The sequence below is a fragment of the Pseudomonas sp. TH43 genome, assembly GCF_016650635.1.
In the GTDB taxonomy this organism is placed as follows: domain Bacteria; phylum Pseudomonadota; class Gammaproteobacteria; order Pseudomonadales; family Pseudomonadaceae; genus Aquipseudomonas.
Genome location: NZ_JAEKFI010000001.1, coordinates 1,267,909 through 1,286,143 on the forward strand (window position 1 = coordinate 1,267,909; position 18,235 = coordinate 1,286,143).

Below are 18,235 nucleotides of genomic sequence, written 5' to 3' on the forward strand. Positions count from 1 at the left end.
GAGCGAAATAGGTGTAAACCTATTTCAGGACTAGACACGGAAGTTTTAGAACGCGCCCATGTAATCGCGTTTGCCCACTTCAACACCGTTATGACGCAGCAGCGCGTAAGTGGTGGTGACGTGGAAGAAGAACTGCGGCAGACCGTAGGTCAACAGGTAAGCCTGACCGCTGAAGCGCTTCTCTTTCGGGGTGCCCGGACGAGTAACGATTTCGATGCCTTCCTTGCCATTGATTTGCTCTGGCTTGATCTCGCCGATGAAGGCCAAGACCTTGGCGATCAACGCTTGCAGGTCAGCGAAGGTGGTTTCTGTGTCGTCGTATTTCGGCAATTCGATTTCAGCCAGACGCGCGGAAACGCCTTTGGCGAAGTCGACAGCGATCTGCACCTGACGCACCAGCGGGAACATGTCCGGGTACAGGCGGGCTTGCAGGAAGGCGTTCGGGTCGATGTTTTTCTCGGTGGCGTGGGCTTCAGCCTTTTTCAGGACATCGCTCAGCGCGTTGAGCATTTGTTGAAAAACCGGGACGGATGCGGCGTACAGGGAAATGGTCATGGCAGTCTCGTGTAGTGGCTGGGTGGAACGTGGGGGCGATTATAGCCATGCTTGATGACCACACGGCTTGCCTTTTGTTTGGCAAGGATTAGGCTAAGCGCCTTCGACTGCAAAGGGAACGCGCGATGACCACCGAACAAGAATCCACCTTCGATGAGCCACGGCTCAACGCCACGGAAATCCGCATTCTCGGTTCGCTGATCGAGAAGCAGGCGACCAGCCCGGAAACCTATCCGCTGACGCTCAATGCGCTGGTGACGGCCTGTAACCAGAAAACCAGCCGCGAGCCGGTGATGAACCTGACTCAGGGTCAGGTCGGCCAGAGCTTGCGAGCGCTGGAAGGCCGCGGTTTCGCCAAGCTGGTCATGGGCAGTCGCGCCGATCGTTGGGAGCACAAGGTCGACAAAGCGCTGGAACTGGTACCGGCGCAGGTGATTCTGACGGGATTGCTGTTTTTGCGCGGCCCGCAAACCATCAATGAACTGCTGACCCGCAGTGGGCGCATGCACGACTTTGAAGATGCCGAGCAGGTGGTGCATCAGCTTGAGCGTTTGATTGCGCGGGGGTTGGCGGTGCTGATTCCGCGTCAGGCCGGGCAACGTGAAGACCGTTACACCCACGCGCTGGGCGATCCCGCGGACATCGAGGCGATCATGGCCGCGCGGCAAAATCCGGGCGAACGCACGAGCGGCGGCGTTTCAGTCGAGCGGATCGAAGAGCTTGAGGCGCGGATTGCAGCGCTGGAAGAGCGCTTGGCGCGCCTCGAATAATCCAACCCCCCACTGTGGGAGCTAGCCTGCTAGCGATAGCGGTCTGTCAGCGACACATCCTCTGAATGTGCCAATGTCATCGCCAGCAGGCTAGCTCCCCGGGACCCGCACGTTATTCGCCATCCCAGTAATCGACACCATCCGCCTGCCGCGCGACGGCGACAAAACCTGATGCATGGCCCTCAGCATCAACTTTGAAGTTATCCATCACCGCGTACTTGTTCGAATCCGGGTATTCGCAAATGTCCGGTTGCTGCTGAGTGCTGACCGCCAGATAACGCAGCTCGCCCGCGCTGGTATTGATGATCTGATGCGCCATTTCCGGGCCGCCCGCCGGGCAGGCAATCACATCACCGGCGCGGATCGGAAAACGCTCCGCACCCAGACGCACTTCACCCTCGCCAGCCACCACGTAGAACATTTCTTCATTGACTCGATGACTGTGAAACGGGCTGCCACGCATGCCGGGCGGCAGCGCATATAAACGGTAACCCAGTTTTTGCGCACCGAGCTGCTGGCCGATCCGAGCCGAACGTTGCTGATAACGCGCGGCGGTTTCGCCTTCGGGAGACAGGGCTTCGGGCAGTGGCTGGAGTTCGACCTGATGCAGATTGAGGATGGGCGGATGCATGCTGAACCTCGGACACGTTTTTTGTGGAGGGGCAAGTCTGTGCTTGCTGGTGGGGCAGTATAGGCAGCAGGTGCAACCGAGGTGATTTCATCGCTGGCAAGCCAGCTCCCACAGAGTTTCGGGCGGCCCCAAAGACTCCTGCCCCCACTCGGTACCTGTGGGAGCTGGCTTGCCAGCGATGAGGCCAGTCAACTCAACACATCATCAGCTACGGGCAAACGCCACCGCCGCTGCAAACTGCGCCTCGCTCGGCCGTACGCCGGTGTACAGCACAAACTGCTCCAGCGCCTGGATCGCGATGACCTCAAGCCCGGTAATGACCTTTTTCCCCTCGGCACGCCCGCGCACGATCAACGGCGTCTCCGACGGAATTGCCACCACATCAAACACCGTCTCGGCGGCTTTGATCACTTCAGGCTCAAACGCCAGCTGCCCCGCCTCCGGCCCGCCGTCCATGCCAACCGGTGTGACGTTGATCAACATTTGTGGCCGCTCATCGCCCAGCTCTGCCTGCCAGCGATAGCCCAGAGAGTCCGCCAACGCCCGGCCCGCGCGCTCGTTGCGCGCAATGATCACGCCGTTTCTATAGCCGCCGTCACGCAAGGCACTGGCCACCGCTTTGGCCATGCCGCCACTGCCGCGCAGGGCGAACGTCGATTGCTTTGGCACCGCATGGGTTTCCAGCAACTGTGCGATGGCGATGTAATCGGTGTTGTAAGCCTTGAGATGACCATGGGTGTTGACGATGGTGTTGATCGACTGGATCGCCGCTGCCGACGCGTCGAGCTCATCGACCAAGGCAATGCAGGCTTCCTTGAACGGCATGGACACGCCGCAACCGCGAATGCCCAAGGCGCGAATACCACCGACCGCACCGCTCAGGTCCTGGCTGCTGAACGCCTTGTAATAGAAATTCAGGCCCAACTGCTCATACAAATGGTTATGAAAACGCAGACCGAAATTGCCTGGGCGTCCTGACAGGGACATGCACAGCTGAGTGTCTTTGTTCGGGTTCATCTGCATGAAACTTCTCCTTCAAACGCACTTTCGGATGGACGGGATTGGCCATGCCATCGGGTTCTGAACGATCATAGAGGCCTGTCTACCAAGGGTTTGGCGGCCATCGATTGGCCCGGTAAAGAAGCCGGTACAGACCTTACACAAAATTTACCCAGCGGCTGTGCTGAATTTCAGAATTTCGCTGTCATAGAAGTATCCCCGCGACAACTGTGGGCCTGGTGCAGGCCCTGCCGCCGGGTCGAAGAACCGAGGACTTATCATGATTCGTAAACTCCCTATCGTGGCCCTGCTGATTGGTGCATTCGCTGTCGCAGGGCAAGCAGAAGCCCATGGCGGCAACTATTGGCAAGGCCCTGCGGTGTTTGGCGCGATCGTCGGCTCGGCCATTATCGGTTCGGCGCTTATCAACCAGGATCGCCCTGTCTATGTGCAACAGGCGCCCGTGTATGCCGCACCACCACCGGTTTATGTGCAACAACCGCCGCCACCGGTCTACTACCAGCCAGCGCCGGTGTATGTGCAACAACCGGTATACGTCCAACCGGCCCCGGTGTATTACGGCCCACCGCGTGGCTACTATGGTCGACCACACTATTACGGCGGCCCACGCTGGTAATCTGAACAACAAGCCCCGCTTTTATAGCGGGGCTTTTTTATGACCGTTGGTCGGCCAAGGTCTGAAAAAATCTCGCCAAGGTCGTTGTCGGGACAGTTTGTGCAGCTAAAGTCGGCATGATGGCCTTGACCGTTGGCGGCAAAACATTAAACGGTCATCTATTTGTCATGACGGAACCGCAATCTGAATCCGTCCGTAAACAACAGGTTGATAACAACAAGGACGACTCAATGCCTACACAAAACCCGCACCGCATCGTCGGTTTGTGCACCTCAAGCAAGGTATACAGCGCGCTGACCGAGCTAAAGCACCTCGAAGGCCATCGCTGCGCCAAGCTTCTCTCCCTGCTGGCGGAGAATCTGGTGCACAAAGGTCTGCTCAATGAGCACGAAGTGATGCACATGCTCGACCAGGTGGTCGATTGAGCCAGCCCTCAACGGCGTCAATGACCACTATCGAAAACGTTGATTTTCCGTAGAGCCGGCGAGTCCTTAAGGTAGCTCCATCGATTGATGGAGGTACTTGTCATGGCTCAGGTTCAAATCATGTCCGTTATCGGCAGCGCCGTTCCCGCCTCGCTCAGAGCTTCGGGATTGCTGGCCTGTTGGTATCTGATGCGCGACGGCGAGCCAATCAGCGGCCCGCTGACTTCGCTGCCAGCGGCACAGGCGCTGTCTCAGAAGATCGTCGACGGTGCATTCAACGCTTAAGGCAGTTGCACCCTGGGTTTGGTTTCGACGAACAGCGCCCAGCTTGACATGAACAATGCGGCGATCAACGGCCCGATCACAAAACCGTTCAAGCCGAACACCGCCAGGCCACCCAGGGTCGAGATCAGAATCATGTAATCGGGCATGCGCGTGTCCTTGCCCACCAGTATCGGGCGCAGCACGTTGTCCACCAGCCCGATCACGAAGATCCCGAACAACCCCAACACCACGCCTTGCCAGATCATCCCGCTGAGCAGGAAGTAAATGGCGACCGGCGCCCAGACAATCCCCGCGCCCACTGCCGGCAACAGCGACAGAAATGCCATCAGCACCGCCCAGAGCAGCGCGCTGGGAATGTCGAGAAACCAGAAGATCGCCCCTCCCAAAGCACCCTGCGTGACCGCAACGACCAGATTGCCTTTGACTGTCGCACGCACCACCCGGTTGAACTTCAATTGCAGACGACGCTTGTGGTTTTCTTCCAGCGGCACCGCCGTGCGCATTTTGCGCGCCAGTTCGGGACCGTCGCGCAGAAAGAAAAACAGCAGGTACAACATGATGAAAAAACTCACCACGAATTCGAATGTGCCCTGTCCAAAACTGAAGGCCTGACTGGCCAACACCTGGCTGCCCTGCATCGCCGCCTTGACGATTTTCTCACGCAACGCATTAAGTTCACCGACACCAAAACGATCGAGCAAATGCTGAAAGTACGGCGGCAGGCTGTGTTTAAACTGCGCCAGATACGCCGCAATATCGAGTTCGCCGCTTTCGATGTTCTTGTAGACCGTCGCCCCTTCCTGCACCAACAGCACGCTGAGAATGATCACCGGCAAAATTGCAATCACCAGACAAATGCTCAACGTACACAGCGACGTCAGGTTGCGCTGCCAGCCGAACTTCGCCTGCAACCTGCGCTGCATCGGCGCAAACACGATGCCGAGGATTACCGCCCAGAACACTGCGCCGTAGAACGGCAACAGAATCCAGATAAAGGCTACCGTCACCAGCAACAGCAGCACGGTGAGGGATTTGAATTGAAGGCTTTTTTCGTTCATGTCCGATCCATGTCAGTCAGGCGCCACGCACGCCCGCCCAACTTAGTCAGCCGCCATCCGCGCGAGTGCCATCTTTGTTCATGGAGCATAGATCCAGATCAATAAAGCCTCGCCGCAGCTCGCTTACCCTGCCGCGCTTTTGCGACCGACACCGCCATGAACTCTAGCCTCGCCGCCCCGGAACTGCTGGCTCCCGCCGGTACCCTGAAAAACATGCGTTACGCCTTCGCCTACGGTGCCGATGCCGTCTATGCCGGTCAGCCGCGTTACAGCTTGCGCGTGCGTAACAACGAGTTCGATCACGCCAATCTGGCGCTGGGCATTCGCGAAGCACAGGCTCAGGGCAAGCGCTTCTACGTGGTGGTCAACATCGCGCCGCACAACGCCAAGCTGAAGACGTTCCTCAAGGATCTGGCGCCGGTGATCGAGATGGCACCGGACGCGCTGATCATGTCCGATCCGGGCCTGATCATGCTGGTACGCCGACATTTTGCGCAGATGCCGATCCATCTGTCGGTGCAGGCCAATACGGTGAACTGGGCGAGTGTCGAGTTCTGGCAGCAACAGGGGTTGAGCCGGATCATCCTCTCACGTGAGTTGTCGCTGGAAGAGATCGGCGAGATTCGCGAGCAAGTGCCGGGCATGGAGCTGGAGGTCTTCGTCCATGGCGCGTTGTGCATGGCCTATTCCGGGCGCTGCCTGCTGTCCGGTTACATGAACAGGCGAGACGCCAACCAGGGCACCTGCACCAATGCCTGTCGCTGGAAATACGCGGCGCAGCCCGCCACGGAAAACCAACTGGGCGAGATCGTTCAGACCTGTCAGCCCGAGCCGACGCTGGGCCTCGGCGCGCCAACCGATCAGGTGTTCCTGTTGCAGGAAGCCAACCGCCCCGACGAATTGATGCCCGCGTTCGAAGACGAGCACGGCACCTACATCATGAACGCCAAGGACCTGCGCGCGGTGCAGCATGTCGAGCGTCTGACCCGCATGGGCGTACATTCGCTGAAGATCGAAGGCCGGACCAAATCGCACTTCTATTGCGCACGCACGACGCAGGTGTATCGCCGGGCCATTGATGATGCGGTGGCCGGACGCGAGTTTGATCGCAGCCTGATGACCGATCTCGAATCACTGGCCCAGCGCGGCTACACCGAGGGCTTTCTGCGTCGACATGTGCATGATGAATACCAGAACTATCAGCACGGCAGTTCGGTATCGGAGCGCCAACAGTTTGTCGGCGAATTTACCGGCGAACGGCGCGATCGCCTGGCGGAGGTCAAGGTCAAGAACCGGTTTGCATTGGGCGATCATCTGGAATTGATGACGCCCAAGGGTAATTTTCACTTTGATCTGCATGAATTGCAGAGCATCAAAGGCGAAGCCATCGACGTCGCGCCGGGGGACGGGCATACGGTGTATCTGCCGATCCCGGATGCGGTGGATTTGCGCTTTGGTTTGTTGATGCGGGATGTGGGCACTCAATAACGACCCTGCCCCACCCGACACCTGCTCCGGCGTCGGCGCCTGCCGTCGACCGCAGCACCTGCGGCAGCTCCTACGTGGGGTGTGTCGGGGTCAGGTGAACTCTTCGCGCAGCATCGTCACGAACGCCTCGCGTGCCGGGTGTACCCCGGCATTTTCGTGCCAGTAAAACAGGTTGTCGATGGCCGTCAGCTCGGGGAACTCATAGCCCACGCAGCCGGCGCCTTTGGCATATTGATCAAACACACCCTTGGGCACCAACGCCACGCCGGCACCGGCGCTGACGCAACCGACAATCGCCCCGTAACTGGCAAGACTGACAATTGGCAGTGCCTCGCCCTGACGCAATAACCACTGCTCCAGCGCCGCCCGATAGGGACAACCCTGCGGCCACATGAATACGGTTTTGCCTTGCAGATCATCGATGCCGCGCACCGGCCCGAACGACGTTGAGGCGATCAGCAGCAGCTCTTCGCGATACATCGGCGTGCGTTTGAGCTGAGAGCGCTCGACGTCCACTGCCACAATCGCACCGTCGAGTCGATGACTGAGCGTGTCGTCGAGTAACTGGCCCCAGGTGCCGGTGGTGAGTTCCAGCGCCACCTGCGGAAAGCGCTTGTGAAACTTCGCCAACAATCGCGGTAATCGCCCGGTCGCCGAGGATTCGATGGCGCCTATGCGCAGCGGGCCGGACGGCTCCGCCGATGGATCGACGGCGCGTTTGGCTTCAGCGGTCAGCGCGAGAATTTTTTCCGCATAGGCCAGAAACGTCTGCCCCGCAGGACTGATGCGCAACCCGCGCCCCTCGCGCAGAAACAGCGCAACGCCAAGCTCAGCCTCCAACGCCTTGATGCGCGCGGTGATGTTCGACGGCACGCAGAACAGCTTTTCTGCCGCACGGGCAATGCTGCCAAGTTCGGCCACGGTCTTGAACATACGGATTTGCGCCAGCTCCATATCCATCACTCTGAGTGAACATTCAACGCAGTATAAGTCAGTTGTGGCGAATGATTGGCCGACCGGATACTCGACCCACCAAACCTTCCGGTGCCCGATCATGTCGCCCCCTACTCCTCTGAAAATCCTTTTGGCCATGGCATTTGTCGTCGGCTGCTGGGCGTATTCGCCGACCGGTATTCATCTCGGCCTGCAAGCCTACGATCCCGGGCATCTGGCGTTGTTGCGGTTTCTGCTGGCGTCATTGCTGATGGCGGTGATCGCGGCATTCAAAGGTGTTCGCTTGCCACAGTGGCGCGATGTACCACTGCTGTTTGCGTTGGGATTCTTCGCTGTCAGCCTGCATCACGTTGCGTTGAACATCGGCCAGCAAGGCGTCAGTGCCGGCGCTTCGAGTGTGCTGGCGCAATCGAGTCCATTGTTCAGCACGCTGCTGGCGCGCTTCGTGTTCAAGGATCAGGTCAGTGTCTGGCGCTGGGGTTGCGTGTTGCTCGGTTTCATCGGCGTAGTGATTGTGGTCAGTGGTGACACAGGCCTCGGCGCTATCGACGCGCATGGCTTGCTGATCCTACTGGCGGCGGTGTCGTGGAGCGTTTATTTCGCTTTGCAAAAACATCATGCCCGGCGTTACGACGGCTTCAGCCTGGCGTGCTACGCGGTGTGGTCAGGGACGTTGATGCTGATGATTTACCTGCCGGGGCTGAGCGAAACGGTGATGAAAGCGCCGCTGCGCGTGCAATGGGCGGTGTTGGCGCTGGGGGTATTCCCCAGTGCGCTGGCGTATCTGGCGTGGGGATTTGTGCTCAAGCACGTGGATTTGAGTCGGGCGACGATGACGCTGTACCTGATACCGCCGACGGCGATGGCGATTGCTTCGGTCGGGCTAGGCGAGCGACCGACGTTGATGGTGTTGGCGGGGTCGGTGGTGGTGTTGATCAGTGTGCTGGCGTTGAATCTGGAGCGGCGGGTTGGCGGGGTTCGGGCAGTTGGGGTGTGATCTGAGAGGGTGTTGAACCTGAAGCAGCTATCGCCAGCAGGCTCACGCCTGCAATGTCTGGGTGTACCCATATTTGGTGTACACCCCAGCACATTGCAGGTGTGAGCCTGCTCGCGATGAGGCCCTGAACGACAGCAGATCAATCAGACCAGACTTCGATCAGCGCCGATCATCCGACAATGGCGTCGGCTCATCCGCTGGCGGTACGTCATCGGCCGCTGGCGGATCCTTCCAGTCTTCCGGCCGGTCGGCATCGCTCAACGGATCGCGCCCCGGTGCCATACCCGGCGGCGCATCGTGATCCGCCAGTGTCGGCTCGTCGGTGCCGGGCATTGGCCGGGTCGGATCGGTCGGCAGAACACCACCCTGAAACAGCAAATCGTTAGCCATGACGCACCTCACCAAGGAGGTCCGGAATACCCGGGCCATAAACCTTGGAAGCTGCCCTGTGTGCGGCGTGCTATCGAACAGACCAACGGCGATCAGCTCTGCGCGGAAAAGCGATCGCGGCTGTTGGTCAGGTGCAGCCACATGGCCGCACGGGCCGCGTCCGCGTCCTGGCGCTTGATCGCGTTCAGAATCGCCTCGTGTTCCAGATTGGCCAGTTGCCCGAGCTTGCTCAGGTCCGCCGCACCACGCTCGGCAGCATTGACCCGCGTACGCGGAATCATCGCGCTGCCCAGGTGCAGCATGATTTCGCTGAAACAGATATTGCCGGTGGCCTCGGCGATCAACAGATGAAAGCGTCGATCCGCCTCGACGCAACTGTCGTTATTGGCCAGCAGACGTTGATAGTCATCCAGCGCCTGGCGCATCAGCAGCAGTTGCTGCTCGGTTCGCCGTTGCGCTGCCAATGCTGCCGCCTGAGTCTCCAGGCCCATGCGCAACTCGAGAATGCTGCGCACGCCCAGCGCCGTGTCGACATTCAGCCGCAACCCCTGCTCCGGCGCGCGCTCGATCACGAACGTGCCGATACCGTGGCGCGTCTCGACCAGTCCCGAAGCCTGCAATTTGGAAATCGCTTCGCGCACAACGGTGCGGCTGACGCCGTGTTCCTGAACGATCGAGTTTTCCGACGGCAGCTTGTCACCGGGCGACATCTGACCGAGCAGGATGCTCTGGGTAAGCTTTTCCACCAGGTCATGGGCGAGGTTGTGCGCACGTTTGCGGCCGGGGGCGTCGAGGTCTTCTTGCATGGTCGGTTCCGATGATCGGGGCTCGCGGATCGTAGCACCGCGCGGGGGAATGACGGGATTGATTCTAGCGTGGAAAAGCCAGTCAACTTGTATGACAACACTCAAATTCAAATAATTTAACGCCTCTGAGGACAGCACTTTGCCAATATTCAAAAGGCGCACCCTCAAAAAACGCCAGTAAGTCACCACCGACAAAACCCAATGAAACCTAGGAAAAACAACAAAAAGGCATAAGAGAATCAAGCGCCAGAGCAATTTATTCGATCAATGCCACTTGTAGGACAAAAAATCCAAGTTGTATGATGTCTATCAACACGCAACACCCAGCCCTGCCCCGCATAAAAATAATCAGTGGGAGAAAACCAAGTGAAAACCTCCGTCTCCGGGATGAACGAGGGCGTTGATGCAACGCTGGCGTCCGCCATCTCGAAAGTGAAACGCCACGTCCTGCCGCTCTTCGTGATCATGTTCATCGTCAATTACATTGACCGGGTGAACATCGGTTTTGTCCGCACCCACATGGAACACGACCTGGGCATCGGTGCCGCCGCTTACGGCTTCGGCGCTGGCCTGTTCTTTATCGGTTACGCGTTGTTCGAAGTCCCCTCCAACATGCTTTTGCAAAAAGTCGGCGCACGCATCTGGCTGACCCGCATCATGCTCACCTGGGGTCTGGTCGCCGCCGGCATGGCGTTCATCCAGAACGAAACCCACTTCTATGTTTTGCGCTTTCTGCTCGGCGTAGCCGAAGCCGGATTTTTTCCCGGCGTGATCTACTACTTCACCCGTTGGCTGCCCGGTGTTGAACGCGGCAAAGCGATCGCGATCTTCCTCAGCGGTTCGGCCGTGGCCTCGCTGATTTCCGGGCCGTTGTCCGGCCTGCTCCTGCAAATCAACGGACTGGGCCTGCACGGCTGGCAATGGATGTACTTCATCGAGGGGATGTTTTCAGTGTGCCTGTGCGTGTTCGTCTGGTTCTGGCTCGACGCCAAACCCCACGATGCGAAATGGCTGACCCGTGCCGAACAGGACGCCTTGGTCACAGCCATCGACGATGAACAGAAGGCCCGCGAAGCCGCCACACCCATCCGTCCATCGATGGGCAAACTGCTCAAGGATCGGCAGATCATTCTGTTCTGCCTGATCTACTTCTTCATCCAGTTGACGATCTACGCCGCGACGTTCTGGCTGCCGAGCATCATCAAGAAGATGGGCGAAATGAGCGACGTTCAGGTCGGGCTCTTCAACTCGATTCCGTGGCTGTTGTCGATCATCGGCATGTACGCCTTTGCCTCGTTTTCCGCCAAATGGAAACATCAACAGGCCTGGGTCGCCACTGCGTTGTTGATAGCTGCAGCGGGGATGTTCATGTCCACCACCGGCGGGCCGATCTTCGCCTTCGTCGCGATCTGCTTTGCGGCGCTGGGGTTCAAATCCGCCTCGTCGCTGTTCTGGCCGATTCCCCAAGCGTATCTGGATGCACGAATCGCCGCCGCAGTGATCGCGCTGATCAACTCGGTGGGCAACCTCGGCGGTTTCGTCGCGCCGACCACGTTCGGCCTGCTCGAAGAGCACACCGGCTCGATTCAGGGCGGCCTCTATGGCTTGGCCGCGACCTCGATCATCGCCGCGATCATTGTTTTCTTCGCACGCACCGCACCCAAACCCGCCGCTGAAATCGCCGTGGCCGACGCCGCGCCGAAACACGCCTGACTGGCGTTTTCGCAGACGACTCACAAGGACAACAACAATGAATGCACACGACAGCGCCAAAGCCCCGATCATCACCGACATGCAAGTCATCCCGGTGGCCGGCCACGACGGCATGCTGCTCAATCTGAGCGGCGCTCACGGGCCATTTTTTACCCGCAACATTGTCATTCTCAAAGACAACGCGGGCCACACCGGTGTCGGCGAAATACCCGGCGGCGAACGCATTCGCCAGACACTGGAAGATGCACGCAGCCTGGTGATCGGCAGCCCGATCGGCACCTATCAAAAAATCCTCAATCAAGTGCGCCAGACTTTTGCCGAGCGCGATGCCGGCGGCCGTGGCCTGCAAACCTTCGACCTGCGCATCACCATCCACGCGGTCACTGGTCTCGAAGCCGCCCTGCTCGACCTGCTCGGTCAGCACCTCGACGTACCGGTCGCGGCGCTGCTCGGTGAAGGTCAGCAACGTGATGAAGTGAAGATGCTCGGCTATCTGTTTTACGTCGGTGATCAGCGCGAAACCGACCTCGCCTACCGCAGCGAGCCGGACGCCGACAATGAATGGTTTCGCCTGCGCCATGAGAAAGCCATGACTGCCGAAGCCGTGGTGCGTCTGGCTGAAGCGGCGCAGGCGAAATACGGTTTCAAGGATTTCAAACTCAAGGGCGGTGTGCTCAGTGGCGATGCCGAAATCGAAGCGGTGACGGCGCTGGCCGAACGCTTCCCGGAGGCGCGGATTACCCTCGATCCGAATGGCGCATGGTCACTGAAGGAAGCGATTCGTCTGTGCCGTGATCAGCACCATGTGCTGGCTTACGCAGAAGACCCGTGCGGTGCGGAAAACGGTTATTCCGGCCGTGAAGTGATGGCCGAGTTCCGCCGCGCCACCGGGCTGAAAACCGCCACCAACATGATCGCCACAGACTGGCGTGAAATGGGCCACGCGATCCAGTTGCAGTCAGTCGATATTCCACTGGCCGACCCGCACTTCTGGACGATGCAGGGTTCGGTTCGAGTCGCGCAGATGTGCCATGAGTGGGGCCTGACCTGGGGTTCGCATTCCAATAATCACTTCGATATTTCCTTGGCGATGTTCACTCACGTGGCTGCCGCAGCGCCGGGCGACATCACCGCCATCGACACCCACTGGATCTGGCAGGACGGCCAGCGCCTGACCAAGGCACCGCTGCAAATCATCGGCGGCTGCGTGCAGGTCCCGAAGAAACCGGGGCTGGGTGTTGAGCTGGACATGGATCAAGTGGCCAAGGCGCACGAACTCTATAAAGGCATGGGCCTGGGTGCGCGGGATGACAGCGTGGCCATGCAGTTTCTGATTCCGGGGTGGAAGTTCGATAACAAGCGGCCGTGTCTGGTGCGCGGAACCTGATCTCCAATCCACCACTTTCCCCTGTGGGAGCGAGCCTGCTCGCGAATGCGGTATGACGGCCAACATTTTTGTCGACTGACACACCGTTTTCGCGAGCAGGCTCGCTCCCACAGGGGTTTTGCATTAACCAGAGATTTGCAGCAGCCAGTTTTTGAACGCAAGCATCGCCGCTGTTTCCGGGCGCGACTGCAACCGTGTCAGCCAATAACTGCCAGTGGTGATCTCGACAGCAAACGGCTGGCAAATCGCATCCGCCGCCAGTTGCCGGGCGAACATCAACGGCGGCGCCAACGCCACCCCGCCGCCCTGCAACGCTGCCTCCATCATTGCCAGCGACGAGTCGAAGACAATGCTTTGCGGCGGCGCCGCCTGGGTCGCCAGACCCGCTGCCTGAAACCATTCAGGCCACTCATCCGTGCGATAGGAACGCAGCAACGTCTGCTGTAACAGATCCCCCGGCGTGTGCAATTGCCGAGCGATTTCCGGCACACACAACACCGACAGCGGCGCATCGAGCAGTCGCGTCGCTTCGATGCCATGCCACGCCCCAGCGCCAAAACGGATCGCGTAATCCAGCCCTTCCGCCGCAACATCCACGCGATTGTTGTGGGTCGACAGCCGTAAATCTATGAGCGGATGTTTCGCCTTGAAATCGGCCAGCCTCGGCAACAGCCAACCGACAGCGAATGTACCGACTGCGCCGACGGTCAACATTTCGCGAGGGTGCCCGCCGGCAAGTCGTTCCAGAATCTGTGCGATGTGATCGAACGAGGTGCTCAGCACCGGCAACAGGGTTTCGCCTTCACTGGTCAGCATAAGCCCACGGGGCAAGCGTTTGAACAGCGTTACGTTGAGCTGCGCTTCAAGGCTTTTGACTTGATGGCTGACGGCAGCCTGAGTCACGCACAGCTCCACGGCCGCACGGGTGAAACTCAGATGACGCGCCGAGGCCTCGAAGGCGCGCAGCGCATTGAGCGGCAATTGAGGTCGAATCATGCCCAGTCCCAAATTTTTCTAATGGCTAATCCGAGATTTCATCGTTTGTCGATGAGTGCCAGACTGCCTAAATTGTCGGCGCTGATCAGCCGCCCAACGTTGCATTTGCCCGCAGTCTAGCGGGATAACACCCTCAACACTCATGGAGAGTGGTTCACTCATGTCATTCATCAACCCGAGCAAAGTCATTTCCTGCAGCGCTTTCGGCCTGCTCTTCGGCGCCGCCACCTGCATGGCCGCACCGCAAACCGACGAACAACTGCAAGCACTGGTCAACGCGGCCGTCACGCCAGTGATGCAACAACAGAATATTCCCGGCCTGGCCGTTGCACTGACCATTAACGGTAAACCGCATTACTTTAATTACGGCGTCGCGGCCAAAGACACCGGGCAGAAGGTCAGCGAAAACACCCTGTTTGAAATCGGTTCGGTGAGCAAAACCTTCACCGCAACCCTCGCCGGTTACGCTCAAGCCACGGGCAAACTGGACCTCTCGACCCAAGCCAGCAAACTCTGGCCGGAATTGAAAGGCAGCGCTTTCGACAACATCAGCGTGCTGCAACTGGGCACCTACAGCGCGGGCGGTTTGCCGCTGCAATTCCCCGCCGACGCGGATTCAGCGGACAAGATGCTCGGCTATTACCAGCAGTGGAAACCTGATTATCCGGCGGGCAGTCATCGCCTGTATTCCAATCCGAGCCTGGGTTTGTTCGGTTACCTGACGGCGAAAAGTCTGGGCCAGCCGTTTGATCAGGCGATGACGCAAACCCTGCTGCCGAAACTTGGCCTCAAGCACACCTACATTCAAGTGCCCGCAGCCGAAGAGAAACTCTACGCCAAGGGCTATGACAAGAAAGACCAACCCGTTCGGGTCAGTCCGGGCGCACTGGATTCCGAAGCCTATGGCATCAAGACCAGCGCAGTGGACTTGCTGCGTTACGTGCAGGCCAACCTGAAACCGGCCAGCCTTGAAGCGCCGCTGCAACAAGCCATCGCCGCGACCCACACCGGTTACTACACCGTCGGCGACATGACCCAAGGCCTTGGTTGGGAAAGCTATGCTTACCCGATCAGCCTGGAAAAACTGCAGAACGGCAACTCGACACCGATGGCGATTGAGGCGCACAAGGTCAAATGGCTGACTCCGCCACAGCCTGAACCGGCCAATGTGTTCTACAACAAAACTGGCGCAACCGGTGGCTTTGGCGCGTACGTGGCGTTTGTGCCGTCGAAGGACGTTGGCATCGTGATTCTGGCGAACAAGAATTACCCGAATGCGCAACGGGTGAAAATTGCCCACGAAATATTCAGCGCCCTCACTGAATGACATAAACCTGTGGCGAGGGGATTTATCCCCGCTGGGCGGCGAAGCGGCCCCAAAGCCATTCGATGCGGCGGGTCAGGCAAACCCGGTCGCTCGGATTCGGGGCCGCTTCGCAGCCCAACGGGGATAAATCCCCTCACCACGGGATTCTCTACTCACAATAAAAAATAGGCGATCTCATGAGGTCGCCCATTTCGTTTCAGCGTTTAAAGCTGCACGTGCAACCGCCAGCCGATGACATCGAAATATTCAGCGCCCTGACTGAATGACCTAAAACCTGTGGCGAGGGGATTTATCCCCGCTGGGCTGCGAAGCGGCCCCAAAGCCATTCGATGCGGTGGGACAGGCAAACCCCGTCGCTCGGATTTGGGGCCGCTGCGCAACCCAACGGGGATAAATCCCCTCACCACAAGGTTCTCTACTCACAATAAAAAATGGGCGACCAGCGTTTAAAGCTGCGCGTGCAACCGCCAGCCGATGACATCGAAATATTCAGCGCCCTCACTGAATGACATAAACCTGTGGCGAGGGGATTTATCCCCGCTGGGCGGCGAAGCGGCCCCAAAGCCATTCGATGCGGTGGGTCAGTCAAACCCGGTCGCTCGGATTTGGGGCCGCTGCGCAGCCCGACGGGGATAAATCCCCTCACCACAGGGTTCTCTACTCAGAATAAAAAATGGGCGATCTCTTGAGGTCGCCCATTTTGTTTCAGCGTTTAAAGCTGCGCGTGCAACCGCCAGCCGATGACATCGAAATATTCAGCGCCCTCACTGAATGACCTAAACCTGTGGCGAGGGGATTTATCCCCGCTGGGCTGCGAAGCGGCCCCAAAGCCATTCGATGCGATGCGGTGGGTCAGGCAAACCCGGGCGCTCGGATTTGGGGCCGCTGCGCAGCCCAACGGGGATAAATCCCCTCACAACAGGGTTCTCTACTCAGAATAAAAAATGGGCGACCTGTTGAGGTCGCCCATTTTGTTTCAGCGTTTAAAGCTGCGCGTGCAACCGCCAGCCGATGACATCGAAATATTCAACGCCCTCACTGAATGACCTAAACCTGTGGCGAGGGGATTTATCCCCGCTGGGCTGCGAAGCGGCCCCAAAGCCATTCGATGCGGTTGGTCAGGCAAAACCGGTCGCTCGGATTTGGGGCCGCTGCGCAGCCCAACGGGGATAAATCCCCTCACCACAGGGTTCTCTACTCACAATAAAAAATGGGCGACCTGTTGAGGTCGCCCATTTCGTTTCAGCGTTTAAAGCTGCGCGTGCAACCGCCAGCCGATGACATCGAAACCTTCAGCGCCCTCACTGAATGACCTAAAACCTGTGGCGAGGGGATTTATCCCCGCTGGGCTGCGAAGCGGCCCCAAAGCCATTCGATGCGGTGGGTCAGGCAAACCCGGGCGCTCGGATTCGGGGCCGCTTCGCAGCCCAACGGGGATAAATCCCCTCACCACAAGGTTCTCTACTCAGAATAAAAAATGGGCGACCAGCGTTTAAAGCTGCGCGTGCAACCGCCAGCCGATGACATCGAAATATTCAGCGCCCTCACTGAATGACCTAAAACCTGTGGCGAGGGGATTTATCCCCGCTGGGCTGCGAAGCGGCCCCAAAGCCATTCGATGCGGTGGGCCAGGCAAACCCGGTCGCTCGGATTCGGGGCCGCTACGCAGCCCAACGGGGATAAATCCCCTCGCCACAGGATTCTCTACTCACAATAAAAATGGGCGACCTGTTGAGGTCGCCCATTTCGTTTCAGCGTTTAAAGCTGCGCGTGCAACCGCCAGCCGATGACATCGAAATCTTCAACGCCCTCATTGAATGACCTAAAACCTGTGGCGAGGGGATTTATCCCCGCTGGGCTGCGAAGCGGCCCCAAAGCCATTCGATGCGGTGGGTCAGGCAAACCCGGTCGCTCGGATTCGGGGCCGCTTCGCAGCCCGACGGGGATAAATCCCCTCACCACAAGGTTCTCTACTCACAATAAAAAATGGGCGATCTCATGAGGTCGCCCATTTCGTTTCAGCGTTTAAAGCTGCGCGTGCAACCGCCAGCCGATGACATCGAAATCTTCAGCGCCCTCACTGAATGACATAAATCCCCTCACCACAGGATTCTCTACTCAGAATAAAAAATGGGCGACCTGTTGAGGCCGCCCATTTTTTTGATTCAGGCCATGCGCTCAATCGTCCGGCATTTCCGGCGGCTTGCTTGGTTTGGCGGGTTTGGTTGGCTTGGCACCTTTGGTACCTTTTGCCGGTTCTGGCGCAGCAGCGACCGGTGCCTGGGCAGCGGCGGCGGCTTCCTTCTCGGCCATTGGCATGGCGTCGATGGTGTCGAAGATTTTCTTCAGGTCGAGCGCTTTCGCCTCATCACCCGATGCCGAGAGTTTGGTCTCGCCGTCCTTGCCCACCAGGAATACTTTCGGATAAGCCCCGGCGCCGAGTTTCAGCGAGCGCAGCAGCGCCATGGTGTCTTGCTGGCCCATGTCCTTGCCGTCGAGTTGGCCGGACATGTTGAGGATGGTGTAGACCTTGATGTTACGGTCGGCGACACCCTTCTTGTTGGCTGGATCCTCCAGCGACTTTTTCAGGCTGACCCACACGGGGTCGACGGTGCTTTGTGCGATCACGATCAGCGGTCGGGCGCGGCCCATATCCCCGGCGATGGGCGAATCGTTGTCAGCGGCGAACAAGGGGCCGGCAATCGCCAGCAAGAGTGTCAGGGTCAGTGACCTGATGAGCATGCGCATCTCCTTTTGATATCCACGCTCTAATGATTGCGCATCGTGGCGATTGTTCCGGGCTGACCCGGCAAATAT

18 protein-coding genes are annotated in these 18,235 nt (G+C 58.8%); 9 read left to right on the forward strand and 9 right to left on the reverse strand.

Features of this window, described 5'->3' with window-relative positions; all coding sequences use genetic code 11:
• Window positions 1-45: 45 nt before the first annotated feature.
• Window positions 46-555 carry a DUF1993 domain-containing protein gene (locus tag JFT81_RS05685; RefSeq protein ID WP_201147105.1) on the reverse strand — a complete coding sequence of 170 codons (510 nt, stop codon included), beginning with the start codon at window positions 553-555 and terminating at the stop codon, window positions 46-48.
• A gap of 125 nt (window positions 556-680) precedes the next feature.
• On the opposite strand from JFT81_RS05685, the gene JFT81_RS05690 reads away from it, so the two are divergent.
• Window positions 681-1,325, forward strand: a complete 645-nt coding sequence (locus JFT81_RS05690) for a DUF480 domain-containing protein (RefSeq protein WP_201226454.1) — start codon at window positions 681-683, stop codon at window positions 1,323-1,325.
• A 112-nt stretch (window positions 1,326-1,437) separates the two neighbouring features.
• On the opposite strand, the gene JFT81_RS05695 is transcribed toward JFT81_RS05690, so the two are convergent.
• Window positions 1,438-1,956 carry a cupin domain-containing protein gene (locus JFT81_RS05695; RefSeq protein WP_201226455.1) on the reverse strand — a complete coding sequence of 173 codons (519 nt, stop codon included), beginning with the start codon at window positions 1,954-1,956 and terminating at the stop codon, window positions 1,438-1,440.
• A gap of 204 nt (window positions 1,957-2,160) precedes the next feature.
• Window positions 2,161-2,979, reverse strand: coding sequence for a shikimate 5-dehydrogenase (locus tag JFT81_RS05700; protein WP_201226456.1), 819 nt, complete (start codon window positions 2,977-2,979; stop codon window positions 2,161-2,163).
• 256 nt (window positions 2,980-3,235) lie between these two features.
• On the opposite strand from JFT81_RS05700, the gene JFT81_RS05705 reads away from it, so the two are divergent.
• From JFT81_RS05705 to JFT81_RS05715, 3 genes are all read left to right on the forward strand, one after another.
• Window positions 3,236-3,592, forward strand: coding sequence for a hypothetical protein (locus JFT81_RS05705; protein WP_141128115.1), 357 nt, complete (start codon window positions 3,236-3,238; stop codon window positions 3,590-3,592).
• Between the two features lie 230 nt (window positions 3,593-3,822).
• Complete coding sequence (locus tag JFT81_RS05710; protein ID WP_201226457.1) at window positions 3,823-4,017, forward strand: hypothetical protein; 195 nt, start codon at window positions 3,823-3,825, stop codon at window positions 4,015-4,017.
• A gap of 102 nt (window positions 4,018-4,119) precedes the next feature.
• On the forward strand, window positions 4,120-4,302 hold the full coding sequence (locus JFT81_RS05715; RefSeq protein ID WP_201147108.1) for a hypothetical protein: 183 nt from the start codon (window positions 4,120-4,122) through the stop codon (window positions 4,300-4,302).
• On the opposite strand, the gene JFT81_RS05720 is transcribed toward JFT81_RS05715, so the two are convergent.
• Window positions 4,299-5,360, reverse strand: coding sequence for an AI-2E family transporter (locus JFT81_RS05720; RefSeq protein WP_201226458.1), 1,062 nt, complete (start codon window positions 5,358-5,360; stop codon window positions 4,299-4,301). The genes JFT81_RS05715 and JFT81_RS05720 overlap by 4 nt on opposite strands.
• 156 nt (window positions 5,361-5,516) lie before the next feature.
• On the opposite strand from JFT81_RS05720, the gene yegQ reads away from it, so the two are divergent.
• A complete protein-coding gene (gene yegQ / locus JFT81_RS05725) occupies window positions 5,517-6,848 on the forward strand; it encodes a tRNA 5-hydroxyuridine modification protein YegQ (RefSeq protein WP_201226459.1) in 1,332 nt (443 codons plus the stop codon).
• A 90-nt stretch (window positions 6,849-6,938) separates the two neighbouring features.
• Here the strand turns inward: yegQ and JFT81_RS05730 are convergent, their stop codons facing one another.
• A complete protein-coding gene (locus tag JFT81_RS05730; RefSeq protein WP_201226460.1) occupies window positions 6,939-7,802 on the reverse strand; it encodes a LysR substrate-binding domain-containing protein in 864 nt (287 codons plus the stop codon).
• Window positions 7,803-7,902: 100 nt separating this feature from the next.
• Here JFT81_RS05730 and JFT81_RS05735 point away from each other — a divergent pair, with 100 nt between their 5' ends.
• Window positions 7,903-8,799, forward strand: a complete 897-nt coding sequence (locus JFT81_RS05735; RefSeq protein WP_201226461.1) for a DMT family transporter — start codon at window positions 7,903-7,905, stop codon at window positions 8,797-8,799.
• Window positions 8,800-8,958: 159 nt separating this feature from the next.
• On the opposite strand, the gene JFT81_RS05740 is transcribed toward JFT81_RS05735, so the two are convergent.
• A complete protein-coding gene (locus tag JFT81_RS05740; RefSeq protein ID WP_201226462.1) occupies window positions 8,959-9,189 on the reverse strand; it encodes a hypothetical protein in 231 nt (76 codons plus the stop codon).
• A 92-nt stretch (window positions 9,190-9,281) separates the two neighbouring features.
• Entirely contained in the window at window positions 9,282-9,995 is a 714-nt protein-coding gene (locus JFT81_RS05745; protein WP_201226463.1) for an FCD domain-containing protein, read from the reverse strand.
• 366 nt (window positions 9,996-10,361) lie between these two features.
• Between JFT81_RS05745 and JFT81_RS05750 the strand changes: the two genes are divergently transcribed.
• A complete protein-coding gene (locus JFT81_RS05750; RefSeq protein ID WP_201226464.1) occupies window positions 10,362-11,708 on the forward strand; it encodes an MFS transporter in 1,347 nt (448 codons plus the stop codon).
• A gap of 37 nt (window positions 11,709-11,745) precedes the next feature.
• Window positions 11,746-13,095 (forward strand): glucarate dehydratase, encoded by a 1,350-nt coding sequence (gene gudD / locus JFT81_RS05755; RefSeq protein WP_201226465.1) that lies wholly within the window; start codon window positions 11,746-11,748, stop codon window positions 13,093-13,095.
• Window positions 13,096-13,218: 123 nt separating this feature from the next.
• Here the strand turns inward: gudD and JFT81_RS05760 are convergent, their stop codons facing one another.
• Window positions 13,219-14,091: a LysR family transcriptional regulator gene (locus JFT81_RS05760; RefSeq protein ID WP_201226466.1), complete on the reverse strand. Its 873-nt coding sequence runs from the start codon at window positions 14,089-14,091 to the stop codon at window positions 13,219-13,221.
• Between the two features lie 160 nt (window positions 14,092-14,251).
• Here JFT81_RS05760 and ampC point away from each other — a divergent pair, with 160 nt between their 5' ends.
• A complete protein-coding gene (gene ampC, locus JFT81_RS05765; protein ID WP_201226467.1) occupies window positions 14,252-15,418 on the forward strand; it encodes a class C beta-lactamase in 1,167 nt (388 codons plus the stop codon).
• A gap of 2,178 nt (window positions 15,419-17,596) precedes the next feature.
• Here ampC and JFT81_RS05770 read toward each other — a convergent pair.
• Complete coding sequence (locus JFT81_RS05770) at window positions 17,597-18,160, reverse strand: DUF4174 domain-containing protein (RefSeq protein ID WP_201226468.1); 564 nt, start codon at window positions 18,158-18,160, stop codon at window positions 17,597-17,599.
• Window positions 18,161-18,235: the final 75 nt, after the last annotated feature.

Excerpts from the sequence above, each read along its gene's own strand:
- JFT81_RS05740 (WP_201226462.1), bottom strand. The coding sequence starts at position 9,189 with ATGGCTAACGATTTGCTGTTTCAGGGTGGTGTTCTGCCGACCGATCCG.
- JFT81_RS05760 (WP_201226466.1), bottom strand. The coding sequence starts at position 14,091 with ATGATTCGACCTCAATTGCCGCTCAATGCGCTGCGCGCCTTCGAGGCC.
- JFT81_RS05710 (WP_201226457.1), top strand. The coding sequence starts at position 3,823 with ATGCCTACACAAAACCCGCACCGCATCGTCGGTTTGTGCACCTCAAGC.
- JFT81_RS05705 (WP_141128115.1), top strand. The coding sequence starts at position 3,236 with ATGATTCGTAAACTCCCTATCGTGGCCCTGCTGATTGGTGCATTCGCT.
- JFT81_RS05685 (WP_201147105.1), bottom strand. The coding sequence starts at position 555 with ATGACCATTTCCCTGTACGCCGCATCCGTCCCGGTTTTTCAACAAATG.
- JFT81_RS05735 (WP_201226461.1), top strand. The coding sequence starts at position 7,903 with ATGTCGCCCCCTACTCCTCTGAAAATCCTTTTGGCCATGGCATTTGTC.
- JFT81_RS05770 (WP_201226468.1), bottom strand. The coding sequence starts at position 18,160 with ATGCTCATCAGGTCACTGACCCTGACACTCTTGCTGGCGATTGCCGGC.
- JFT81_RS05720 (WP_201226458.1), bottom strand. The coding sequence starts at position 5,360 with ATGAACGAAAAAAGCCTTCAATTCAAATCCCTCACCGTGCTGCTGTTG.
- gudD (WP_201226465.1), top strand. The coding sequence starts at position 11,746 with ATGAATGCACACGACAGCGCCAAAGCCCCGATCATCACCGACATGCAA.
- yegQ (WP_201226459.1), top strand. The coding sequence starts at position 5,517 with ATGAACTCTAGCCTCGCCGCCCCGGAACTGCTGGCTCCCGCCGGTACC.
- JFT81_RS05715 (WP_201147108.1), top strand. The coding sequence starts at position 4,120 with ATGGCTCAGGTTCAAATCATGTCCGTTATCGGCAGCGCCGTTCCCGCC.
- JFT81_RS05690 (WP_201226454.1), top strand. The coding sequence starts at position 681 with ATGACCACCGAACAAGAATCCACCTTCGATGAGCCACGGCTCAACGCC.
- JFT81_RS05695 (WP_201226455.1), bottom strand. The coding sequence starts at position 1,956 with ATGCATCCGCCCATCCTCAATCTGCATCAGGTCGAACTCCAGCCACTG.
- ampC (WP_201226467.1), top strand. The coding sequence starts at position 14,252 with ATGTCATTCATCAACCCGAGCAAAGTCATTTCCTGCAGCGCTTTCGGC.
- JFT81_RS05700 (WP_201226456.1), bottom strand. The coding sequence starts at position 2,979 with ATGCAGATGAACCCGAACAAAGACACTCAGCTGTGCATGTCCCTGTCA.
- JFT81_RS05745 (WP_201226463.1), bottom strand. The coding sequence starts at position 9,995 with ATGCAAGAAGACCTCGACGCCCCCGGCCGCAAACGTGCGCACAACCTC.
- JFT81_RS05730 (WP_201226460.1), bottom strand. The coding sequence starts at position 7,802 with ATGGAGCTGGCGCAAATCCGTATGTTCAAGACCGTGGCCGAACTTGGC.